The following is an 18,328-nucleotide window of genomic DNA, read 5'->3' on the forward strand; positions in this document are numbered from 1 at the left end:
TGCTCCCTTCAGGGCTGTTCGGGGATGTCGGTCACGGCCGGGTGCAGCAGCAGGTAGCCGGCGCGCGCGTGCGGGACGGCATCGCCGGGGTGGGCGGCGGCATCAGCGGCCAGCAGCGGCAGCTCCGTCCAGCTCAGGGCGCCGTCGCCGGGGTCGGTGTGCGGCTGCGCCCACGTCCAGGTGCCGTGGTAGGCGGCGGGCTGCACGACGACGAGATGCTCCTGTCCTTCCGAACGGTTCTCCTGCTCCGGTGGCGGGGGGACGCGGACGGGCGCGAGCAGCGGGTTGAGGCGGAAGGCCGCGCGGATCCGGCGCAGCGCCTGGTGCGCCAGGTCACCGGGGAGCCGCAGCTCGGTCACCGGCAGGATGTCGGTGGTGGCGTGCACGGGCACGTGCGGGTCGGCGAGGATCGTCAGGTGGTGGATGACCTCCTGGCCGGGCGGCCGGGCCGGCAGCGCGAGATGCTCGCCGTTGCCGATCTTCACCAGGTACGGGTCGTCTGTGGCGGGGGCGGCCACGTGCAGGCGCGTGTAGTCGCTCTGGCCGCCGGGGCCGGTGGCGCTGGCGTAGTAGCCGATCAGCCCATCCGACAGTTGGTCGGGTTCGCCGAGCCGGATCGGCCAGGTGTAGGTCAGGTACTCCTGCTGGTCGGAGTTCGGGTCCGCCTCCGGGTCCGGCTTCAGCGCCTGGTCCCAGCCGGGATTGGGCAGTGGCCGGCCGCGCAGCTGAAGGCTGAGCCGGGTGCGGTAGATCGCGACGGGGCGCCCGGTGAGCCGCGCCGGGGTCCGGTCGTCTTCGGCGGACGGGTCGACGATGGTCTCTAGCGTCTGGTCGATGGTGGCCAGCAGCGCCGCATACCGGCCGGGCGGGCCGACCAGTTCCCGGACGAACGGGGCGAGGTGGGGATGCTGTTGTTCGAACGCCGGATCGTCTTCGCGCCGGTAGGGCGAGCCGGGCAACGGAGTGAACTCCACAGCCTCCTCGCCTGCCGTCCCGCGGATGATCCGGAGCTCACCGACCGGGTCGCCGTCGGGGCCGTAGATGAGCAGGTTGTCGTCGAGGTGGTTGATCAGCAGCCAGCCGGTGAGCGGCGAGTCCGGCCCGGCGGGCGCGGCCCGGCCCGCGAGCAGCGCCGTGTCGTCCTGTCCGCGGGCGAGCTCCAGCCGGACCCGGGCCTCATGCAGCAGCCGGGGCGGCAGCTGGATGAACCGCTGGGAGTTCTCGATGTCGTCCGCGAGCTTTCGGGTCGGGGTCATGCTGGTCGCCGGCAGCGGCGGGAACGTCTTGAACCGGTCCGGGGTGCTGGTGATGACCGCGCAGCGGCCGAACCGGTCGATGATGCGCAGGTCCCGGAAGTAGAACTGGCCCGCGCGGACCGGCTGGAAGCGGGAGTGGGAGTCGTCGCCGGGTGCGCCGGGGTCGGCGACGTGCCCGGCGTCGCCGGTGAGCCGCACGGTGTCCTCAGGGATGCGGGCGCGCACCCTGGTGTCGCGCATCAGCAGATGGTCGTTGAAGCCGTCGAGGGTCTGCGAGAGCAGGTCCATCGCGCCGTAGTCGGCGCGCAGGGTGCGCAATGCCCCGGCGTCGTCGGCCGCGTAGGTCTGAAGCAGCCGGTCGATCTGGGAGGAGACGACGTAGGGCGCGGCCGGGGTGACGAACGCCCGGCCAGCGAACGGCAGCCAGGTCGGCCCGGTGTAGCCGTCGCCGGGGTCGGCGCCGGTGCCGAGCCACTCATAGGCGTCGTCTTTGAATGCCCAGTTCGCCTGGCCGTCGCTCATGTACGGCACCGCGTGATAGCGCAGGTCCCATTGGACGTACATGGGCAGCCACGGCTGCTTCCAGACGGCGGTGTACTCGGCGATCGTACCGGTCACCAAGCTCGGATCCGCCAGGGCGACCGCGAGTGCCGATCGCTCCGAGCCGTCGTCAGCGGGGGTGATCGCGGCCAGGTCGAGCAGCGTGAACTCGCGCAACAGCGCGGCGACCGGCCCGGCCAGCTCGCCCAGGTCCAGCGGCGCGCTGTGCCCGTTGAGCGTCACCGGCGGGCGCGCCGCCTCCCGGCTCGCGCGCGCCGGGACGGCCTGGATGAGGCCGAGCGGCGGCGGCTGCGGCGCCGCGACCGGTACGCCGTTGATCACGATGGATTCGACCAGGGTGGATTCCAGCCGGCAGGGCAGCGGGTCGTCCGGAGCGCGGGTGAGCGGCTGGTTCACCCCGCCCCCCGCGATGACCATGGCGGGGTCGGTGGTGCGGTAGTAGGACTCCCGGGCGGCGCGGCGCAACTCCAGGGTCGCCGGCAGGCCGCGGTCGGCGGCGTAGCGGGCGATCTGCGGCTCCAGCTCCTCCGGCGTCGTGGCGTGCGGGAGCTTCTTGTCTTCGAGGATCCGCCGCATGCTTGCCGCCGCCGTCACGGCCCGGTGCGCCAGGGTGCCGGGCGTGGCCTCCTGAAGCTGCTGCTCGGCCGCCTCGGTGAAGCCGGCCGGCCGGTTGGGTAGGTCCTTCATCCACCACAGGGTGCGCAGCCGTTCCTGCAGGTGATCCAGCTCCAGTGCGTGCGCTTCGAACTCGGCCTGGTCGGCGTTCAGCTCATCCAGCCAGACCGGCTGGGCGGGGGCGGCGCGCGCCGGCTGCGGCCCGTCGGTGCCGCGGGGGACGACCAGCCAGGTGTAGCCGCCGGCGCGGGAGGAGAACCAGGCGTGCTTGGTGACATCGTCGGCGTCGACGTCCCCGTCGCCCTCGTCCAGCCGGTCGATGGTCCCGCTGTACAGGGCGCTCAGCAGCTCGCCAGTCCGGGCCGAGCGGGTCTGGTGGGCGGCCAGTTTCTCCAGCGCGTCCGCTGTGCTGTGCCCGAACGCGACCTTCATGCCATCGTGGCCGGGCCGGGCGGAGACAGGCGCCTCGAGGGCGTAGTACTCCCACGGGATGCCCAGCGCGGTCCCGGCATACACCGAGCGTTGCGGAGCGGGGATGGGCGGGTCGTCGGTGAGGCCGGGCAGGTGCCAGCCGAGGCCCGCCAGCACGCCCGCCAGGCCGGGTGCGTCCGGCGGGATCAGCCCGGGGATGTCGGCGGCCTTGCTCAGGATGTCGATGTCGTCGGCGGAATACCAGCCGACGACCAGATAGCCGAGCGCGGTGGTGGCGGGCTGGTTGTGCCCGTAGCCGACCAGGTCGCTCAAGTCGTCGTGGAAGGAGAACACATCCTGCTGGTAGGGCTGGAAGGCGGCGAAGCCGAGCACGCCCGGACCCACCGCGGTCAGGAACGGCTCGACCGGCTCCGGCTCGATCCACGGCCCCTCGCGCAGGTCGTGGACGCGGCCCAGGAAGTCGACCCGTAGCCCGCCGGTGTCGGAGTCGGGGTCGGGCGAGGGGAACTGCACCGTGCCCCAGTGCTCGCCGCCGTGGGCCAACTCCAGATAGTCGCTGTGCACCAGCCAGGCCGCGGCCCGCCGCTGCCCCTCGCCGGGGAACCCGCCGGGCACGGTGTAGTGCCGCACCACCAGCCACCGGTTCGGCACCAGAGGGAACGTCGTCTCCTGGGTGTCGGGATCGTAGTGACCGGACGTCAGCGCCTCCGGCAGCTGCCACTGCACGTACACGCCATCGCCGAAGTCGTCGGTGTGGCCGGGCGGCGGCTCGGCGGCCTGCTTGTCCTCGCCGAGCATCGCGTCGAAGTTGAGCGCCCAGCGCTGGAAGCTCTCCTGCTGGCGCACCGGGTCGTTGACGACCAGCGCGTGAACCTGGACAGCAACGATCAGGTCGGTGTCAGACATCACAGGCTCCCATCGGAGAGGGGACGCAGTTCCTGAACCAGCGGCGCGTTCACCAGCTGGAGGGCGAACTCGCCCGGAGCGAGGTCGGGCCGGTCGAAGGCCGCCGCCAGGCCCGGCACGAACCCATCGGTGCCGCGCAGCCGCAGCACGTCCGGGATCTGCCCGGCGGGGCGGGGCCGCAGGTATCGGGTGAACACGGTGTCGCCATCGTCATCGGCGCCGTCGCCGCGTTCGGGGAAGGTCTCTCCTTCGAGCGGTGTGCCGAGCGGGGGCCGGCCGGTGCCGCCGAGGCTGCGCAGGCCGATCACGTCGCCCTGGTCGAGGCCGAAGTGGATGCCCTGGCCGGGTTCGCGGATCTCGAGGCGGTCCGGGACGGCGTCGAACAGGCACAGCAGCACGTCGTCGGCGAGCCGTTCGCGGCGCAGCTCGGCGGGCTGCGCGCCCTCCGCGCCGTCGGTGCCGCCGGCGAATGCGAAGATCGGGAAGTCGGGCCAGGCCCGGACCAGTGTGGAGTAGATCAGCAGCCCGGCGGCGGGCAGGGCCGCATTGCGCCGCCGCCCCACGGCGCTGCGAATCTGCGCATCGAGCGCGAGGTCTTGGGAGGTGTGCAGGCCGACGTCGGCCGCGCCCGCCAACATCGCCCGCACCCAGGCCGGGTCGATCCGGAACATGCGCAGCGATTCGGGCGGCAACATCCGCGCATCCGGCACCAGGTAGGCGAACGGGACACCGGCCAAACGGCTGAGCCCCTCCAGCCACTCCGGCATCGAGCCGACGTGCTCCTCGGCCGCCTCGCGCAGCGCTGAGACGCTTCGCTCGTCGGCGAGGATCGCCTGCGTCGTCAGCCGCCCGGACCGGCGGCGCGGCCGGGGCGGCAGCGGCTCCTCCGCCTGCGGGGCGGCCAGCGCCTCGGCAAGCGCCTGCCCGCCCGCCGCCTCGGCCAGCTCCCGCAGCGCCCGCAGGCTCCGCCCGGTCTCCAGCGAACGCCCGGCCCGCGTGGGGTCGGCGGCGACCTTGCGCAGCACCGCGGCCCGGTTGGCGATCTCGCGGCGGGCCCGCGCCAGCTGCGCCGCGTAGTCCGGATCGGCCAGAGCGAGGGTGCGGCCGAGCGTCCACGCGGCGGCGTAGCTGACGTCGAACAGGCCGTGTTCTTCTTCGTAGATCAGGGCGTGGTCGGCCGTCGTGTGCCCGGGCGCGAGACCGGGATCCGGCACCTGCGGCGCGGTGACCGGGGTGAACGGTCCCCGGTACCAGGCGTAGGTCGCCTCGCCCGACAGCGTCCGAAACGGCACCGGCGCATACCCCAGCCTCAGCCGTTCTCGCGCATACGCCTCGGCCGCCTCCGGTTCGCCCTCCGGCGCGGGGACGTTGACGCGCAAAGCGAGGTTCTCGCGGTCGGTGCGGCTGGGGGCGACCAGGTTCGTGATCAGGCCGGGGATGTCCAGGACGCTGTCGGGGGCGTGGTGGAACGACCACGACCACAGGGCGCACAGCCGCACAGCGTCGTGGCCGGTGGGCGGGTTCGGCGCGGCGTGTGGCTCATAGCCCTCCAGTGACACCAGGTGGACGGCGTAGCGGCCGGGCACGCGGGCGAACCGGTTCGCGGTGATCACCGCATAACGGCCCTCGACGATGTCCTCGCCGCCCTGGCGGCGGGTCGGGACGTTCACGTCGCGCACGTGCGCCAGGTAGTACAGCTCGTCCTGGTAGGGGACGACCGCGCGAAACACCCCGGCTGGCACGTCGATCGTCTCGCACTTGCTGCTCAGCACCTCCGGGGTGAGGGAGGGACCGCCCAGATTCGGGCCGATCACCCCCGCCTCGGCGGGGTCGATCAGGTCGGCGACGGTGCGGCGGGCGCTCTGGCCCATCGCGCTCTCGTCGCCGGGCAGCTCACCCTCGGCGAACACCAGCAGCGCCAGCCAGGGCGCGTGCTCGCGTGCCCGGGTGCCGGTCAGCTCCCGCTCCCACGGCAGGACAGCGCGACTCAGCGTGATGTGCGACAGCACGGTGCCGTAGCGGCCGGCGCTGCCCGCCGGAGGGTAGAGGGCGTGCACGGACGCGCTTTTCAGCACGAACCGGACCGGGCGGATCTCGAACCGCTGCGCAGACTCCGGCAGCGCTTCTTCGCCGGTGTCGATGCGCTCGCCGTTTTCCTTGTACAGCTCCTGCCGGGCGCGCACGGTGTAGATCCCGGCCGTGGCGTGCGGGGTGAAGTGGTCGTTGAAGGTGACGTGCAGTTCGGGGGAGTTGTCCTCAGGCATGGATTTCACCTCGCGGAGGCCGGGGCGTCGGTGATGAGCGGCGAGCTGGTCATGCTGCGGCCGACCAGTTCGGCGTAGTGGCCGAGCAGGCCGTCGGTGTCCTTACCCGGGGCCGCCCCGAGCCGGGCCAATGCATCGTGGACGGCGGTGCGCCGCTGCGCGGTCGCCTCCGCCGCGAGCGTGCGGGCGATCGTAGTGATGCTGGCCTCGTCCGGGCGCGGGGCCGGGCCGGCGACCGCACCGTCCCGTAGCGGCATGTCGCCGTCTTCCAGCGGCTCGTATTTGAACACGCGGGAGCTGATGGGGCCGACGCCCGCGCCCAGCTCGGGCGGCGAGACCGTGAAGCGCACGCCGCTGAGGCGGCCCGGCTCCAGGCCCGGCTCGGTCGCCGCGTCGCCTGGTTTGTCGAGCACCCGCCCCCACATCGACCGGGGCACGTCGCGGTAGATCTTCTCCAGGAGCCAGTCGTTGGCGCCGGGGTCGAATTCGGTCTCGGCGCCGTTCTCGAACCGGGTGAGGGTCACGATGTGTTTGGAGGTGACGTTCGTCAGCCGCATCGGGCGGATGGTCACCGTCGGCCCGGTGGCGTAGACCTCGCCGTTGATCGAGATCTCCGAGGAGGGCATGACCGCCTCGGTCTCGAAGACGAACCCGTCGGTGGAGAACAGCAGCGGGGCTTCGCGGGCGGTGCGCGCCTCGCTCTCGTCCTTGTCCACATCCGGCTGCAGGCCCTTGACGGGGGTAGTGCGCAGCGGCGACGGCAGCTGCACCTGGAACTCGCTCCACGGCACCGGCGGCGCCCCGGCCCGGCCCGCGCCGAAGTCGAAGCTGAATCCGATGAACCAGACCTTCACCGAGACCCGGCCGCCGGTCGGCGGCGTCCAGAACTGCAGAGTGATGCCGACCTCGATGGACACCCGCACCTTGACGAACCAGACCTTGATGGTGGCGGCGACGCCGATCGAGATGCCCAGCGCCAGGTCGAGGTAGAACGGCCGCCACTGGATCAGCGCGTCCACGTGCGCGGTGAACCAGGCGCTCAGCACGCCTTTTTCGTACCGGGCGGCGAGCGCGGCGCCGAACATGATCGCGCCCGGGGTGAGCGCGGTGTATCCGGACGCCTGCACCACGACCCGGCTGCACGGCAGCCACCGGAACCCCAGCCGCGCCGGGTTCGGGTAGTACGCGGGCTTGATCGCGTTGAACTGCGGGTGGTAGCCGCCGAGAGTGATCACGAAGTCGCCGCCGCGGCCGCCGCCGGTCCACACGCAAAACGCCAGGCCGCCGGTCAGCTCGGCCGACTGGGTGAAGACGAACGAGCCGGGGCCGACGGCGGCCTCCAGGCTGAGCTTGTGCTCCTCCGACAGGAACGCCAGCCGCAGGTCGATGTTGAGCTGGGCGTGCACCTTTTTGGAGGCGTCGGCGTTCTTCGGCAGCGTGATCGAGGTGCGGCCCAGCAGCATCACGTTCAGCCGGTTGCCGAACTCGATCACCGCCAGCGCGCGGGTCTCGATGAACCGGAACGAGGTGAACGTCAGCCCGGCCGCGATCCAATACGAGCCCGCCTCCGGCCGCACCCAGCCGGTCCTGCTGGTCAGGTCGTTGAGCACCTCCAGCGGTTCGGGCGGCGGGGGCGGCGGCTCGCCGGGGACCTTCGGCGCCTCCTCCAGCCGGGCCAGCAGCGGGAAGCTGGGAAGCTGGGCCACCTCCGGCGGGCGCATCCTGCTGTTGACGCCGAATCCGGCCGCCAGCCCGGTCACGGTGAACGGCGGCGGCCCGAACAGCGACGCGCCCGAGGTCAGCAGCGCTTCCGCGTACAGGAAGATCATCTGGTGGCCGTCGGCCGTGCGTGACCAGGCTCCGGCCCCCATGACCGACAGCGCCGGCGTCTCCACCCGCACCAGCCCGGCCAGCCCGTAGGAGATCGCGTCATCGCCGAGGCCGGTGTAGCGCAGCGCCGCGTTGATCGTCAGCGGCGGCGTGTCACGGCGGATGCTGAGCGCGGCCCCGATCAGCTCGGGTCTGGGCACGAACCCCTTCGCCGTCAGCGGGATCATGAAGCCCAGCCCGTCGAGCTGCAACACCTGCCCGCCGACCTTCAGCTCGGCCACCAGCAGCACCCGCAGGTAGTCCTTGGCCTTGTCCCGGCCGCGCTTGACCCCAAAGATCGTCAGCGGCCCGAAGGACTTCGGCAGCCCGGGGAAGGAGATCTCCTCCTCCTTCGCCTCGTCATCGTCGTCCTTGTCCTTGTCCTTGTCCAGCCAGATCGACAGGGCGGGCATCTCGCCGCCCCCCAGCTGCCAGGTGATCGCGGCGGCGAAGTACTTCGGCCACACATCGGCGCTCATCGCGTTCGGCACCGGGAAGCGCGCCGCCACACCGTAGCCGGCGAGCAGGCCGTTGAGCTGGTTGACCTCGCCCACGTTCAGCGTCCGGTCCAGGCAGAGGATCTTGAGGCTGGGGAAGACGATCGCGCCCTTGGGCACCACCTCCCCCACCAGGGCCAGGCTCGAGCCGTCGAAGCGCAGCTGCACATCCAGCAGCAGCCCGATGGCACCCGAGCCGCCGACTCGTTTCGTCTGGATGAACACCGCGTCCACCGGGCTGCCTTGGGCCGGATCGTCATACCCCGGGGACCGCGCGGTGACCAGCCGTTCCCCGGCAGGCAGGTTCTGGTATTGGTGGACGTTTTCCAGGATCGGCACCAGCGCGGCCGGCAACTCGATCGGCTCCCCGAAGAACTCGTTGATCAGCTCGACGAGCGACATGCGCTCAGGCAGGGACATCAGGCTCTCCTTTTTCGCTTTTCCCGCCGATCGAGGGCCGCATGCCGCCTCGGGCAGCGCAGCGAACGAGGGGAAGGGCACGTGCGGCGACCGTCGGCGGCCAGGTCCGCGGCCCATGGCGGCTCCTGCCACCCGGCGATCGCCAAGGGCGGCGCCGAGCCGCCCAGGTCAGAACGGGGCGAAGATCGCCCAGAACACACGGTCTCCGGGCAGAGAAATGGAAGCGACCTTCTGGCGCGCCTCGACATCGATCACGGCAAGCGAGTACCCGGAATCCTCGGACACCTCGGCGACGTAGGCGAACGCGCCGCCGTGACTGAGGGAGAGGCCCGAGCCGGTGCCGCGCCCGCCGGTCGCCTCGATCGGAATGCGGTCTTGCAGCTGATGTGTGGCCGGGTCGGCGACCAGGACACCCTCACCGTCCGCGTTGGGCAGGCAGAGCAGGGTGCTGCCGTCCGGAGTGAGCGCGAGCTCCCTGGAGGCGGGCAGAACGCCCTGAAGGAGGATCTCTCCGGTGCGCGTGCTGAATGCCAGTGTGCGCCCGCCGGCGGCGGTGTGGGCGACCAAGCCGTCCGGGGAGAGCGCCAGGTCGTTAGGCGCGGTCTGTCCGGACAGTGGGAAGAGCTGGCGGACCAGCTTCTGCTCCAGATCGACCTCGGCCACCATCGGGCCGCGGCCCATCACCCCCCCGCTGATGTAGACGAACCGCCCATCCCGGTGCGGCGCGATCCGGTACGGCCCTCCGAGGACAACCGGTGCCCGGCTGGAGTTCTCCGTCGTCGTGGCCCCGGCGAAAACCGTTGCCTTGAGCTCGATCCGGCTTACCTCGTTGAACGTGCCGACCTGCACCGTCTCCAGATAGTTGGAGTAGGAGGAGTCGCCGTTCTGTTGCCAGGAGGTGAAGTGGTAGTGCGTCCCGTCGGGGCTGTAGGCGTTGGCTGGGTCATACGAGATCAGCCGGGGGAAGGTCGCCACGACCTGATGGTTCGCTGCGTCCACGCAGACGTAGCCGGACATGGTTGCCACGTAGAGGAACCGGCCGTCCGGGGTGGGGCTGATGCTCCGGGTGACGTTGAGGGGCATGTCGAGCGTCCCGGTCACGGTGCGCGTCGCAAGGTCCACCACAGCCGCTGATATGGGGTCGCCAGATTCCCCTATTCTCTGCACCACGTACACGCGGCCGGGGCTGAAGGTGCGCCGCAGCCCCGGCCAGCTGCCCTCGTCGACCGGGGCCGCGGCCGTCTCGACGGTCCGGGTGCTCAACGCGACCCGCACGAACTGTGAGCCCTTGAAGAAGAAGGCCTTACCCGTCACGGGGTTGACGGCGGCGGCGCTGATCCCGTTGACGAAGGCGGGGGCCTTGGCGCTCAGCCCCTGCCAGGTGTCGGCCAGTGACATGGTCTCCACCGGCATCTCCGAGCGCAGGTCGTAGCGCACGCACTGGCCGCCCTTGAAGAAGTAGGCCTCTCCGGCGGTGGCCGCCGGCAGCGCCGCGTCGATCCCGGCGCGGAATGCGGCCGGCAGTCCCGGGTACTGGCCGTCGATCGAGCCGACCTGGCCGACCGACCCGTCCACCGGGTGCAGCCGCAGGCACTGGCTCCCGCGAAACACCATCGTCCACGGGTCGTCCGCGGGCGTGGCGAGCGCGGCGTCGAATCCGCCGGTGAAGGCCGCCGGGAGCGCCGGCCACCGTTTCCCCAGCAAGGGAGCGTAGTGATCGAGCATCCGCTCTTCGGCCCACCCGAAGCGGGCCGCCTGCCCGCCCTGGACCACGAACCCGACCTTGGCGCCGGAGTCTGTTACCGAGAAAAACGCGTCCACCAATTCCGCGGGCACAGAAATCCTTTCGCTGGAAAGAATCGAAAGAGCGGGAAATCCTTTATCGACTATGAAAGGCGCCGTGACCACTGTCAATACTAGAGGTGAAGGTGGGGAATTAGATCAGCAAATGTCATTTATAGCCGCAAAATGGCTGCGTATCCTTTATGTCGAAGTGGTGAGGTATCCGAAAAGCGAAGAATTGACCGCCGAAAATCGAGCTTGATGCGAGGCCGCACGCCCTGAGCAGGCCGGGCGCCAGGGCTGGAGGATCGCCCACCAGGGGGCCGCCTTCACCGGCGCGTCCAAGGTCAAGATCGAACGCTACCGCTATCGCGGCGGCAACATTCCGACCCCCTGGTCCTCCGAACCCGCGGGAACCTGACCAGCGGGCAAGGCACGTGGAGCGCCCGGTGCGTGGAGACGCGCACGCCGGGTGCGGCGGGTGGGCCGGGGAAACCCACCGTGAGTAATCACGGCAGGGCGCCCCGGTCCGACCCAACCCGACACCCCGAATGGCGGCGCTCCCCCGAGGTCGCGGGTTCGGCCCGTCCCGACGAGCGCGCCGTCGACGTCGACGCGTGGAAGCGCGCCGCGCAGCTGGTCGACGCCGTCCGCGTGCAGCTGCAGCACACCGCGCCCGGTAACGTCGCCGCCTGGCGGAGCAGTTGCCGGGGCGCGGGCAGGCCAGGGCCAAGTGCGGCGCCGACAGATCGCTTGGTCTGGTAGGCCTAAGCCCCACGCGGCCACGTTCGCACTCGCACATTGGCCCGCGGCGAGGTGCTCGTCGCGCATCCTGACGTGGGCTTCCCAAGACGGTACCGGCGCTGCTGGGTCGTACAGGTCAGGATGTAGCCCAACCGGTGCTTACCGTGCCGGTCCCCCTCGCTCCGTGTAGCGGAGGGCGGCCTCGACGGTGAGGCCGAACAGGTCGCAGATTCTGCGTACGTCACCGGTGGCGATCGCCTCGTCGAGGATGCGATCCTCTCGAATGGCTTGAGGGGATATCCCGATGATCTCATTGATCCACGTATGGCTGACCGGGCCCGTGCGGATGGCGGTGTCGGTGGTGATGAACAGATGAGGGTTGGCGGTGCGTGGCCAGCGCTGGTTGCGGTGATCCAGCCAGGCCACCAGGCGTGTTCGCACCTCGGGTGCCAGAGGGATCACCCGGCCGTCGATGTGCAGCCGGCCATCAAGGAGATCGGTCAGCTGCAGCTGACGCAGCTGACGTGAGCGCAGGGCGTGGAAGGCTTGCAGAGACGCGAGCGCGGCGCGGGCCGGATTGCTGGAGTGGATCGCGGCGCGGAGCGCGTCGAGGTCGACCGGCAGGGGGATGGTGGGCGTCGGTGGGCCAGTCTGAATCCGGGCGGTGGGGTTGGTGAAGACGAGCTTGTGTTCCTTGAGCACCGTGAAGATCGAGCGAATGCCCTGCACAGCACCGACCCGGGGCGACCCACTGGCGGGCAGCACCGCCAGGACGTCGTCTCTGCTGATCTCCCGGAGCGAGGTGTGCTGGTCGGCCCACCGGCGCAGGGCAGGCAGCGCCCTGGAGAGTTTCATCCTGATGGTGCCCTCGCGGCGAGGCCGTCGCCGCGGTGGCTTCGTGCTGCCATGACGCATCACCTCGAACCAGACGCGCAGTTCTTCCTGCATCGGGCCGGGTAAGCCAGCGATCTTCGTGTCGAACCAGTTGACGATCGCTGGAATCCGGTCGTCGTCGAGCATGCCCGCGAGCTCGACGATCTCGATCGTGCGGGCGACCTGGAACGCGCTGGGGACTTGGCCCAGGAGCAGGATGTCGCTGGCCTTGATCCGTGCGCCGGGTGTTTCCTGAAGAGTCAGGACGATGCGCAGGCCGCGGCGGACATTGCGGCAGGTGGCAGGGGTCCAGCCGTACCGTTCGGCGTGCTCGGCGACGAAGTGCTCGAAGGCCTCGGCCAGGGCCACGTCCGGTGGGGACGGAAGGCCGGCGTGAAGACCGGCGGCCAGATCGCGGGGCGGGTCGATCAAGGTGAGCTGGCGGTGGTCGACGGGACGGATCGGCGACAGGCCGGGCTGAGGTGGGCGCGGGGGCGGCGAACGGCGCGTGGTGCTGAGCCGCAGGCGCTGGTCAGCGTTTGCGAGAAAGAGCTGCTGACCGCCCTGGTTGGCCGCCTTCACGGCCAGGGGGATGGCCTTCTTGCGCACCAACGGGGCCTGGCAACGACACAGCCTGCAGATCATCATGGTTGTGTGCAGGTAGGCGACGGACCCACACAATTGGCACGCCCCTTGGCGGGGGTAGGCCTTTCGCCAGGCGCGGCAGGCCAGACAAATCCCGCTGCTGCTCCGTAGCAGGCCCCAGGCGTTGCAGTCTGGGCAGGAGTCGGGAAGTGCCGGTGCCAAGGGGTGGCACCGTTGGCAGAGACCAGCGGTGTAATAGTCCGCAGAGCCACATTTGCGACACGGTGGCGGCGGCCGTCGGTGCACCGGCCGGCAGTCGAAGCAGTACTTCGCCGAGTAGGTACTGACCGGTTTGACCTGGCAACCCGGGCACATCCTCGGCGCGGTCACGCTGGAGGCACTGTTCGGTTACGGCCAAGGCGAGGTGCCACTGGTGAGGCGCCGGTAGCGGTTTCGGCCTGGCGGGGCCGCCGCGCGTGGACCTTCTCCGGCTCGCAGATCAACAGGTCTGTTGGCGCGCATTCCAAGACCGAGCAGATCACGTCCAGATCGTCGAGCCGGATTGTGGTCGGCGTTCCGGTCCACAGCGCCGACATCTTCCCCGCGCTGATCTCCAGTCCTGCTTCGGCGAGCAGGCGCCGAAGTTCGGTCGACTTCCAGATGCCGCGCTCGGCGGCCTTCATCCGCATATTCCAGCGCATGGTGTCGTCACCCTCCCCTGGGGCCGAGCCGGCCGGCGACGCGCTGGTTGGCTGTTGCCCAGGCTCGCTCGATATGGTCGGCGTGGACGTGGATGTACTGGGTCGTGGTCGATAGCCATTCATGGCCAAGGACTTCCTGGATGGCCTTGAGGTCCATGCCCTGCTCGTAAAAGTGCGAGGCGCAGAAATGCCGCAGGACGTGTGGGGTGATCCTGCCGCTCCAGGACGGCAAGAACGCCTGGACCGCAGCCGTCAGCCCGTTTCGCAGGGTGTCGTCGCCGGCTCTCCTGTTGCGGCCAGTATGGGTGTCGCGCCGCTCGCTAGGCAGCAGCGGGGCATCGAGGTCACTCCAGTCGTCGCCGAACTGGTGTCGCACATCGGTCAGCCACCAGTTGATCAAGATGTCCACGGAGTTGATGGCGGGGACGAGCCGGGGCTTGGGCCCGCGGCCGCGGCTTCCCTTACCGAAGCGGACATGAAGCTTGCCGACCTCGCCGAGGTCTGGCCGCCAGTCTCGGATGTCAAGCTTCACCGTCTCGGTGATCCGCAATCCCACCCGGCGCCACAGTGACGCGGCGAAGTAGTCACGAGCAGCGGGAAGGTACTTACGGGCTCCGGGCAGCGACTCCCGCCAGGCGGCGAACATCGCCTCGACCTCGCTGCTGGGTGGCGGGATCCGCGGGGTTCCGTAGTCGGCCTTGGCCGGCCGGTTGAACTCGTCGATGGGGCTGGCAGAGCACGTGCCCGGTCAGGGCGTGCACGTCGCCCTGGTAGCGGATGATCAGGAAGTCGAAGAACTGCGCGATCGTCCAGGCCTTGTGCTGGACGGTGCTCTTGGCCCTGCCGAGCTTCCGCTGAGCTGTCAGAAACCGATCGGCGTCCTCCGGGCCGGCCGTCCATACCGGGCCACTCAGAAACCGGACGAACTCGAAGATCGCCTGCCTATCATCGGTGATCGAATCGTCGCTCATTCCAGCGCAGACGCAAGCCAGTAAGTACTGGTCGACGAGCTCCTGCTCGTAGTCCTCGAAGTCCTGCGAGCTCGTTAGACGCCTAGGAGTAGCCAGTGATCGCACCACACCAAGGCTCATCGGCACACCCCAGCTCACTGCCTCCGACCGGACACCTCAATTGCTGGCAATGCTTCAGGAATCCCGACGGAGCGTCAAGCGGTTCACTACTCTCGGTATGGCACTCCTACCATGGTGTGCAGGCTCAGGCTCAGAACGAACTCGCGGGAGTTCCTACAGATCCCCTGGCGTGAGGGGTACCGGCCGGGCCGGGCCCGCGGTGGCCTTCGACGGCAGGGTGGTTTCGCGGGGATTGTCGGAGCGTTCTGATAGACGTGGCCCATGGGTGTGAGTGTTGGTGAATTCCTGGAGATGCTCGACAGGCTTCCCGAGGTGCAGCAGAGCGACTCCGGCAGCTGGACCTCGCTGAAGGTCCGAGGCAAGGGTTTCGGCTACCTGTGGGGAGACACGGAGACCGTGGGTCTCAAGGCGACGATCGACGAGCAGATCGCGCTGGTGGCGGAGCGGCCGGAGGTGTTCGAGGTCCAGTTCACCGCGGGCCGGTTCGGCTGGGTCGTGGTGCACCTCGCGAAGATCGATCCGGATGAGCTGTTCGAGCTGGTCACCGAGGCGTGGTGCCTGACGGCCCCCAAGCGGCTGGTCGACGCGCACGAGGCCGGGCGGTAGTCCTGCGACATGCCGGGGGCCGGTTCGTGATCATGTCGTGACGTTCCTCGGCGGAAGTACCGGTCCACACCGGCCCGGGGCGCCGCATGTTCGTGACCCGCGCCGAGGAACGCGGCAGTGCCTCGCGAGCCGCCCGCGGTCCTGTCAGTTGTCGATCCCCGCCCCGCCTCTGTTGCCGGGAGCCCTGTTGTCGCTGATGCCGCCGCCGATGCCGACACCGCCATCGCCACCGCCGATGATGCCGTGGTGACCGCGCCGGGCGCGGCACCTCTCGGGGTGCCTGTGCTCGCGGCAGGGCTTCTGGGCGGAGCCGAGAGTGGGCGAGGCGTTCGAGGCCGCGGTGTCCGCGACGGCGGACGGAGCCGGCGTCGTCATGGGTGCGAGGAGGGCGGAGGCCGTCATCGCACCGGCTACGAGAGCGTTCCTGACCTTGGTCATCACATCTCCTCGCGGGCGGAGATCTCGAACTCCGGCTCTGGCGGAAAGCGCGGCACGGTGTCCGGCGGTGTGCCGGGCCGGCCGGTCGGCACGGCAGGGAACCTGCTCCCACGGTAGGCGAAGGGACCCGAGGTGGTCGGCCACAGGATTTCAAAACCTTGGGGCGGTCCGATGACCCGCCGGTAGCAAACAGGACGCGGAGGGCTTGCCGCCCGGAGTTGATCCTGCGGACAAATGAGTTACTTCGATGTAATATGCGATTCGCCGTAGTTACTCGCTAGTAGCATCGTTGCCGACGCAAGTTCCTGCCGGTCTTCGACGTCAGAAAGGCGCTCATGTTCGGCGGCTCGCTCGTCGTGGGCGCGGCTGCCGATCCCGGCCGGGCCAGGTGTGCATGAGCGACAACCGCGAAAGGAATCAGGCATGCCCACGCTCGACCGCCAGGACGACGTCTTCATCCTCGACATCGGGGACACCGAGAACCGTTTCCACCCCGACTGGATCGCCTCCGTCAACGCCGCGCTGGACGAGGTGGAGAAGGCGGAGGGCCCCCGTGCCCTGGTGACCGTCGCGACCGGCAAGTTCTTCTCCAACGGCCTGGACCTGGACTGGCTGTTCGCCCACGCCGACCTGCACCGGGACTACGTGGTCAGCGTTCACGAGCTCCTGGCACGGGTGCTGACCTTGCCGATGGTCACCGTGGCCGCCCTGCAGGGGCACACCTTCGCGGCCGGCGCGATGTTCTCCCTGGCCCACGACTTCCGGGTGATGCGCGCCGACCGGGGCTACTGGTGCCTGCCGGAAGCCGACATCAACATCCCGTTCACTCCGGGCATGTCCGCGCTGATCCAGGCTCGGCTGGCCCCGCAGACCGCGCACGAGGCGATGACCACCGCGCGCCGCTACGGCGGCCATGACGCCCTGGCCGCCGCCGTCGTCGACCGCGCGGTGGACGAGGACGCCGTGCGGCAGACCGCCATGGAGATCGCTCGCGCCCAGACGGCCAAGGGCGGCCCCACCCTCGGCACCATCAAGGCCCGCATGTACGGGCCCGCCCTGGAGAGGCTGCGGGAGAAGGACAACCCGCTCGGCTGAGCGGTCGAGGTCCAGGCCCGCCTGGCACGGATATCGCCGCCAGGGCGGCGGTTCTCAGCGCTTGTTCACCCGGGCGGGCCTGCGGGGACGGGTCAATGGGCACGCGTGTCCTTCAGCGGGGGACACCGGCTCCGAAGACGGTGTGCCGGGTGGACGAGGCCACGACCCGGCCCGCGACGACGACATGGCGGGGCGGTGCGTGCCGGGTCAGGGCCTCGCGGAGGGTCCGCCCCTCAAGGACGACGAGGTCTGCGGGAGCCCCGGGTTCCAGGCGGTGGGCGGGCAGGCCGACGACCCGGGCGGCGTCGACGGTCACCATGTCGTACAGCCGTTCCAGGGCGGCGTCGGTGCGGGCGTCGAGCAGGTGCGCGGCCAGGAACGCCACCTCCAGGAGGTTGTGCCGCCCGAACGGGTAGTAGGCGTCCTCGACGTCGTCCTGCCCCAGTGCGACCGGAACCCCGGCGCGGGCCAGCTCGAAGACCGGTAGATGGAGCGGTCCCGTGTGCGGGTCGCTGACGAAACCGAGCCCCGCCGCACGACACAGTCCGGCCAGGCGCCGCAGGTACGGCTCGGGATAGAGGGCCATCGCCCGCGCGTGCTGGGCGCTGCCGCGCCCGATCATGTTCCGCTCCAGCAACTCCCGCGCGAGCATCTCGGTCGTCCGCAGCCCCGGGTCTCCGGCGTCGTCGACCAGCATGGCGACGCGCAGCCCGTGCCGCCGTGCGAGATCGACCATGCGCCGTACGTGCTCGGCGGCGTCGGCGTCGGTCCACTCGATCCACGGGATGCCGCCCACCACGTCGGCGCCGAGCCGTACGGCCTCGGCGACCAGTTCCTCGGTGCCGGGCTCGCGGAGCAGGCCGTCCTGCGGGAACGCCACCACCCGCACGTCGACCACGCCGCGGAACTCCTCGCGCAGCGCCAGCAGCGCCTCCACCCCGGTCAGCCCCGCTGCCGGATCGATGTCGGCGAAGGCCTGCACGGCCCGGACGCCGTGCCGCACGGACTCGACCAGTACCGGCCGGGCCCGTTCCAGGACGGCCTCCCGCGTCTGACCGGCCTTGACGGCGGCGGCCGTCTCGATGGCTCCCATCGCGGCCCCCATGGCGCGGCCGGTGTACTCCGACAGTGCGGCGGGGCCGGCCGCGTCGAGGGTGTGTGCCTTGCACAGGTGCAGGTGGGCGTCCACGAACGGCTCGGTGACCAGGGCGCCGTCGGCGTCGATGGTCACATCGGTCGCCGGGCCGAGGTCGGGGTCGTCCTCGGCGACGAGGCTGAGCAGCCCGCCCGTCGCCGCCAGTGACCATCTGCCGGGACGACCGCGGAGGGAGGCGTTGCGGATGAGGAGATCTGGAGTGTCCATGGGAAGCACGGTAGAAGCGCGACCACGAGACCCGTGACGGCCAGACCTGCCAAGCCGCGTACTACGAGCGGCTACCCGGAGTATCCGGCCGTTCACCAAAATCGATCGAAGTCCTGCGGGCTACCTGATCGTACAGTCAGCTTCTCGGTCCTGAAGGGACCGAGCTTGCAGCTCCTCGCCGTGCATGGGGTGCACGGTTCAGGCCGCGTCGTCGGCAGCGTGACTCACTG

13 protein-coding genes are annotated in these 18,328 nt (G+C 70.2%); 3 read left to right on the top strand and 10 right to left on the bottom strand.

Annotation, left to right across the window (positions count from 1 at the left end):
- Nucleotides 1–8: 8 nt before the first annotated feature.
- From AB0K21_RS29700 to AB0K21_RS29715, 4 genes are all read right to left on the bottom strand, one after another.
- Nucleotides 9–3,770 (bottom strand): hypothetical protein, encoded by a 3,762-nt coding sequence (locus tag AB0K21_RS29700; RefSeq protein WP_364154993.1) that lies wholly within the window; start codon nucleotides 3,768–3,770, stop codon nucleotides 9–11.
- Nucleotides 3,770–6,034: a hypothetical protein gene (locus tag AB0K21_RS29705; protein WP_364154995.1), complete on the bottom strand. Its 2,265-nt coding sequence runs from the start codon at nucleotides 6,032–6,034 to the stop codon at nucleotides 3,770–3,772. Before AB0K21_RS29705 ends, AB0K21_RS29700 begins: the two co-directional genes overlap by 1 nt.
- A 5-nt stretch (nucleotides 6,035–6,039) precedes the next feature.
- Nucleotides 6,040–8,820 carry a DUF6603 domain-containing protein gene (locus AB0K21_RS29710; protein WP_364154997.1) on the bottom strand — a complete coding sequence of 927 codons (2,781 nt, stop codon included), beginning with the start codon at nucleotides 8,818–8,820 and terminating at the stop codon, nucleotides 6,040–6,042.
- 168 nt (nucleotides 8,821–8,988) lie between these two features.
- Nucleotides 8,989–10,656, bottom strand: coding sequence for a hemopexin repeat-containing protein (locus tag AB0K21_RS29715; protein ID WP_343961887.1), 1,668 nt, complete (start codon nucleotides 10,654–10,656; stop codon nucleotides 8,989–8,991).
- A 64-nt stretch (nucleotides 10,657–10,720) separates the two neighbouring features.
- Between AB0K21_RS29715 and AB0K21_RS29720 the strand changes: the two genes are divergently transcribed.
- Nucleotides 10,721–10,864 (top strand): hypothetical protein, encoded by a 144-nt coding sequence (locus tag AB0K21_RS29720; RefSeq protein WP_364154999.1) that lies wholly within the window; start codon nucleotides 10,721–10,723, stop codon nucleotides 10,862–10,864.
- A 641-nt stretch (nucleotides 10,865–11,505) separates the two neighbouring features.
- Here the strand turns inward: AB0K21_RS29720 and AB0K21_RS29725 are convergent.
- The 4 genes from AB0K21_RS29725 to AB0K21_RS29740 form a co-directional block, all read right to left on the bottom strand.
- Entirely contained in the window at nucleotides 11,506–12,828 is a 1,323-nt protein-coding gene (locus AB0K21_RS29725) for a hypothetical protein (RefSeq protein ID WP_343961891.1), read from the bottom strand.
- A gap of 362 nt (nucleotides 12,829–13,190) precedes the next feature.
- A complete protein-coding gene (locus AB0K21_RS29730; protein WP_343961893.1) occupies nucleotides 13,191–13,487 on the bottom strand; it encodes a helix-turn-helix transcriptional regulator in 297 nt (98 codons plus the stop codon).
- A 25-nt stretch (nucleotides 13,488–13,512) separates the two neighbouring features.
- Nucleotides 13,513–14,151: a tyrosine-type recombinase/integrase gene (locus AB0K21_RS29735; protein WP_343961895.1), complete on the bottom strand. Its 639-nt coding sequence runs from the start codon at nucleotides 14,149–14,151 to the stop codon at nucleotides 13,513–13,515.
- A complete protein-coding gene (locus AB0K21_RS29740; protein WP_364155002.1) occupies nucleotides 14,111–14,476 on the bottom strand; it encodes a hypothetical protein in 366 nt (121 codons plus the stop codon). Before AB0K21_RS29740 ends, AB0K21_RS29735 begins: the two co-directional genes overlap by 41 nt.
- 381 nt (nucleotides 14,477–14,857) lie before the next feature.
- Between AB0K21_RS29740 and AB0K21_RS29745 the strand changes: the two genes are divergently transcribed.
- The gene (locus AB0K21_RS29745) at nucleotides 14,858–15,202 is read left to right on the top strand and encodes an MmcQ/YjbR family DNA-binding protein (protein ID WP_343961899.1); all 345 of its coding nucleotides are present in this window, start codon (nucleotides 14,858–14,860) and stop codon (nucleotides 15,200–15,202) included.
- A gap of 144 nt (nucleotides 15,203–15,346) precedes the next feature.
- On the opposite strand, the gene AB0K21_RS29750 is transcribed toward AB0K21_RS29745, so the two are convergent.
- A complete protein-coding gene (locus AB0K21_RS29750) occupies nucleotides 15,347–15,640 on the bottom strand; it encodes a hypothetical protein (RefSeq protein ID WP_343961901.1) in 294 nt (97 codons plus the stop codon).
- A gap of 423 nt (nucleotides 15,641–16,063) precedes the next feature.
- Between AB0K21_RS29750 and AB0K21_RS29755 the strand changes: the two genes are divergently transcribed.
- Entirely contained in the window at nucleotides 16,064–16,735 is a 672-nt protein-coding gene (locus AB0K21_RS29755; protein WP_343961903.1) for an enoyl-CoA hydratase-related protein, read from the top strand.
- Between the two features lie 112 nt (nucleotides 16,736–16,847).
- Here AB0K21_RS29755 and AB0K21_RS29760 read toward each other — a convergent pair whose 3' ends face one another.
- Nucleotides 16,848–18,098, bottom strand: a complete 1,251-nt coding sequence (locus tag AB0K21_RS29760; protein WP_343961905.1) for an amidohydrolase family protein — start codon at nucleotides 18,096–18,098, stop codon at nucleotides 16,848–16,850.
- Between the last annotated feature and the right edge of the window lie 230 nt (nucleotides 18,099–18,328).

Origin of the sequence: Streptosporangium sp. NPDC049248 (assembly GCF_040678965.1) — a bacterium.
In the GTDB taxonomy this organism is placed as follows: domain Bacteria; phylum Actinomycetota; class Actinomycetes; order Streptosporangiales; family Streptosporangiaceae; genus Streptosporangium; species Streptosporangium fukuiense.

Bases quoted from the DNA above. Each gene is read 5' to 3' on its own strand.
- AB0K21_RS29700 (WP_364154993.1), bottom strand. From the start codon at position 3,770: ATGTCTGACACCGACCTGATCGTTGCTGTCCAGGTTCACGCGCTGGTC.
- AB0K21_RS29705 (WP_364154995.1), bottom strand. From the start codon at position 6,034: ATGCCTGAGGACAACTCCCCCGAACTGCACGTCACCTTCAACGACCAC.
- AB0K21_RS29710 (WP_364154997.1), bottom strand. From the start codon at position 8,820: ATGTCCCTGCCTGAGCGCATGTCGCTCGTCGAGCTGATCAACGAGTTC.
- AB0K21_RS29730 (WP_343961893.1), bottom strand. From the start codon at position 13,487: ATGAAGGCCGCCGAGCGCGGCATCTGGAAGTCGACCGAACTTCGGCGC.
- AB0K21_RS29735 (WP_343961895.1), bottom strand. From the start codon at position 14,151: ATGTTCGCCGCCTGGCGGGAGTCGCTGCCCGGAGCCCGTAAGTACCTT.
- AB0K21_RS29740 (WP_364155002.1), bottom strand. From the start codon at position 14,476: ATGAGCGACGATTCGATCACCGATGATAGGCAGGCGATCTTCGAGTTC.
- AB0K21_RS29745 (WP_343961899.1), top strand. From the start codon at position 14,858: ATGGGTGTGAGTGTTGGTGAATTCCTGGAGATGCTCGACAGGCTTCCC.
- AB0K21_RS29750 (WP_343961901.1), bottom strand. From the start codon at position 15,640: ATGACCAAGGTCAGGAACGCTCTCGTAGCCGGTGCGATGACGGCCTCC.
- AB0K21_RS29755 (WP_343961903.1), top strand. From the start codon at position 16,064: ATGCCCACGCTCGACCGCCAGGACGACGTCTTCATCCTCGACATCGGG.
- AB0K21_RS29760 (WP_343961905.1), bottom strand. From the start codon at position 18,098: ATGGACACTCCAGATCTCCTCATCCGCAACGCCTCCCTCCGCGGTCGT.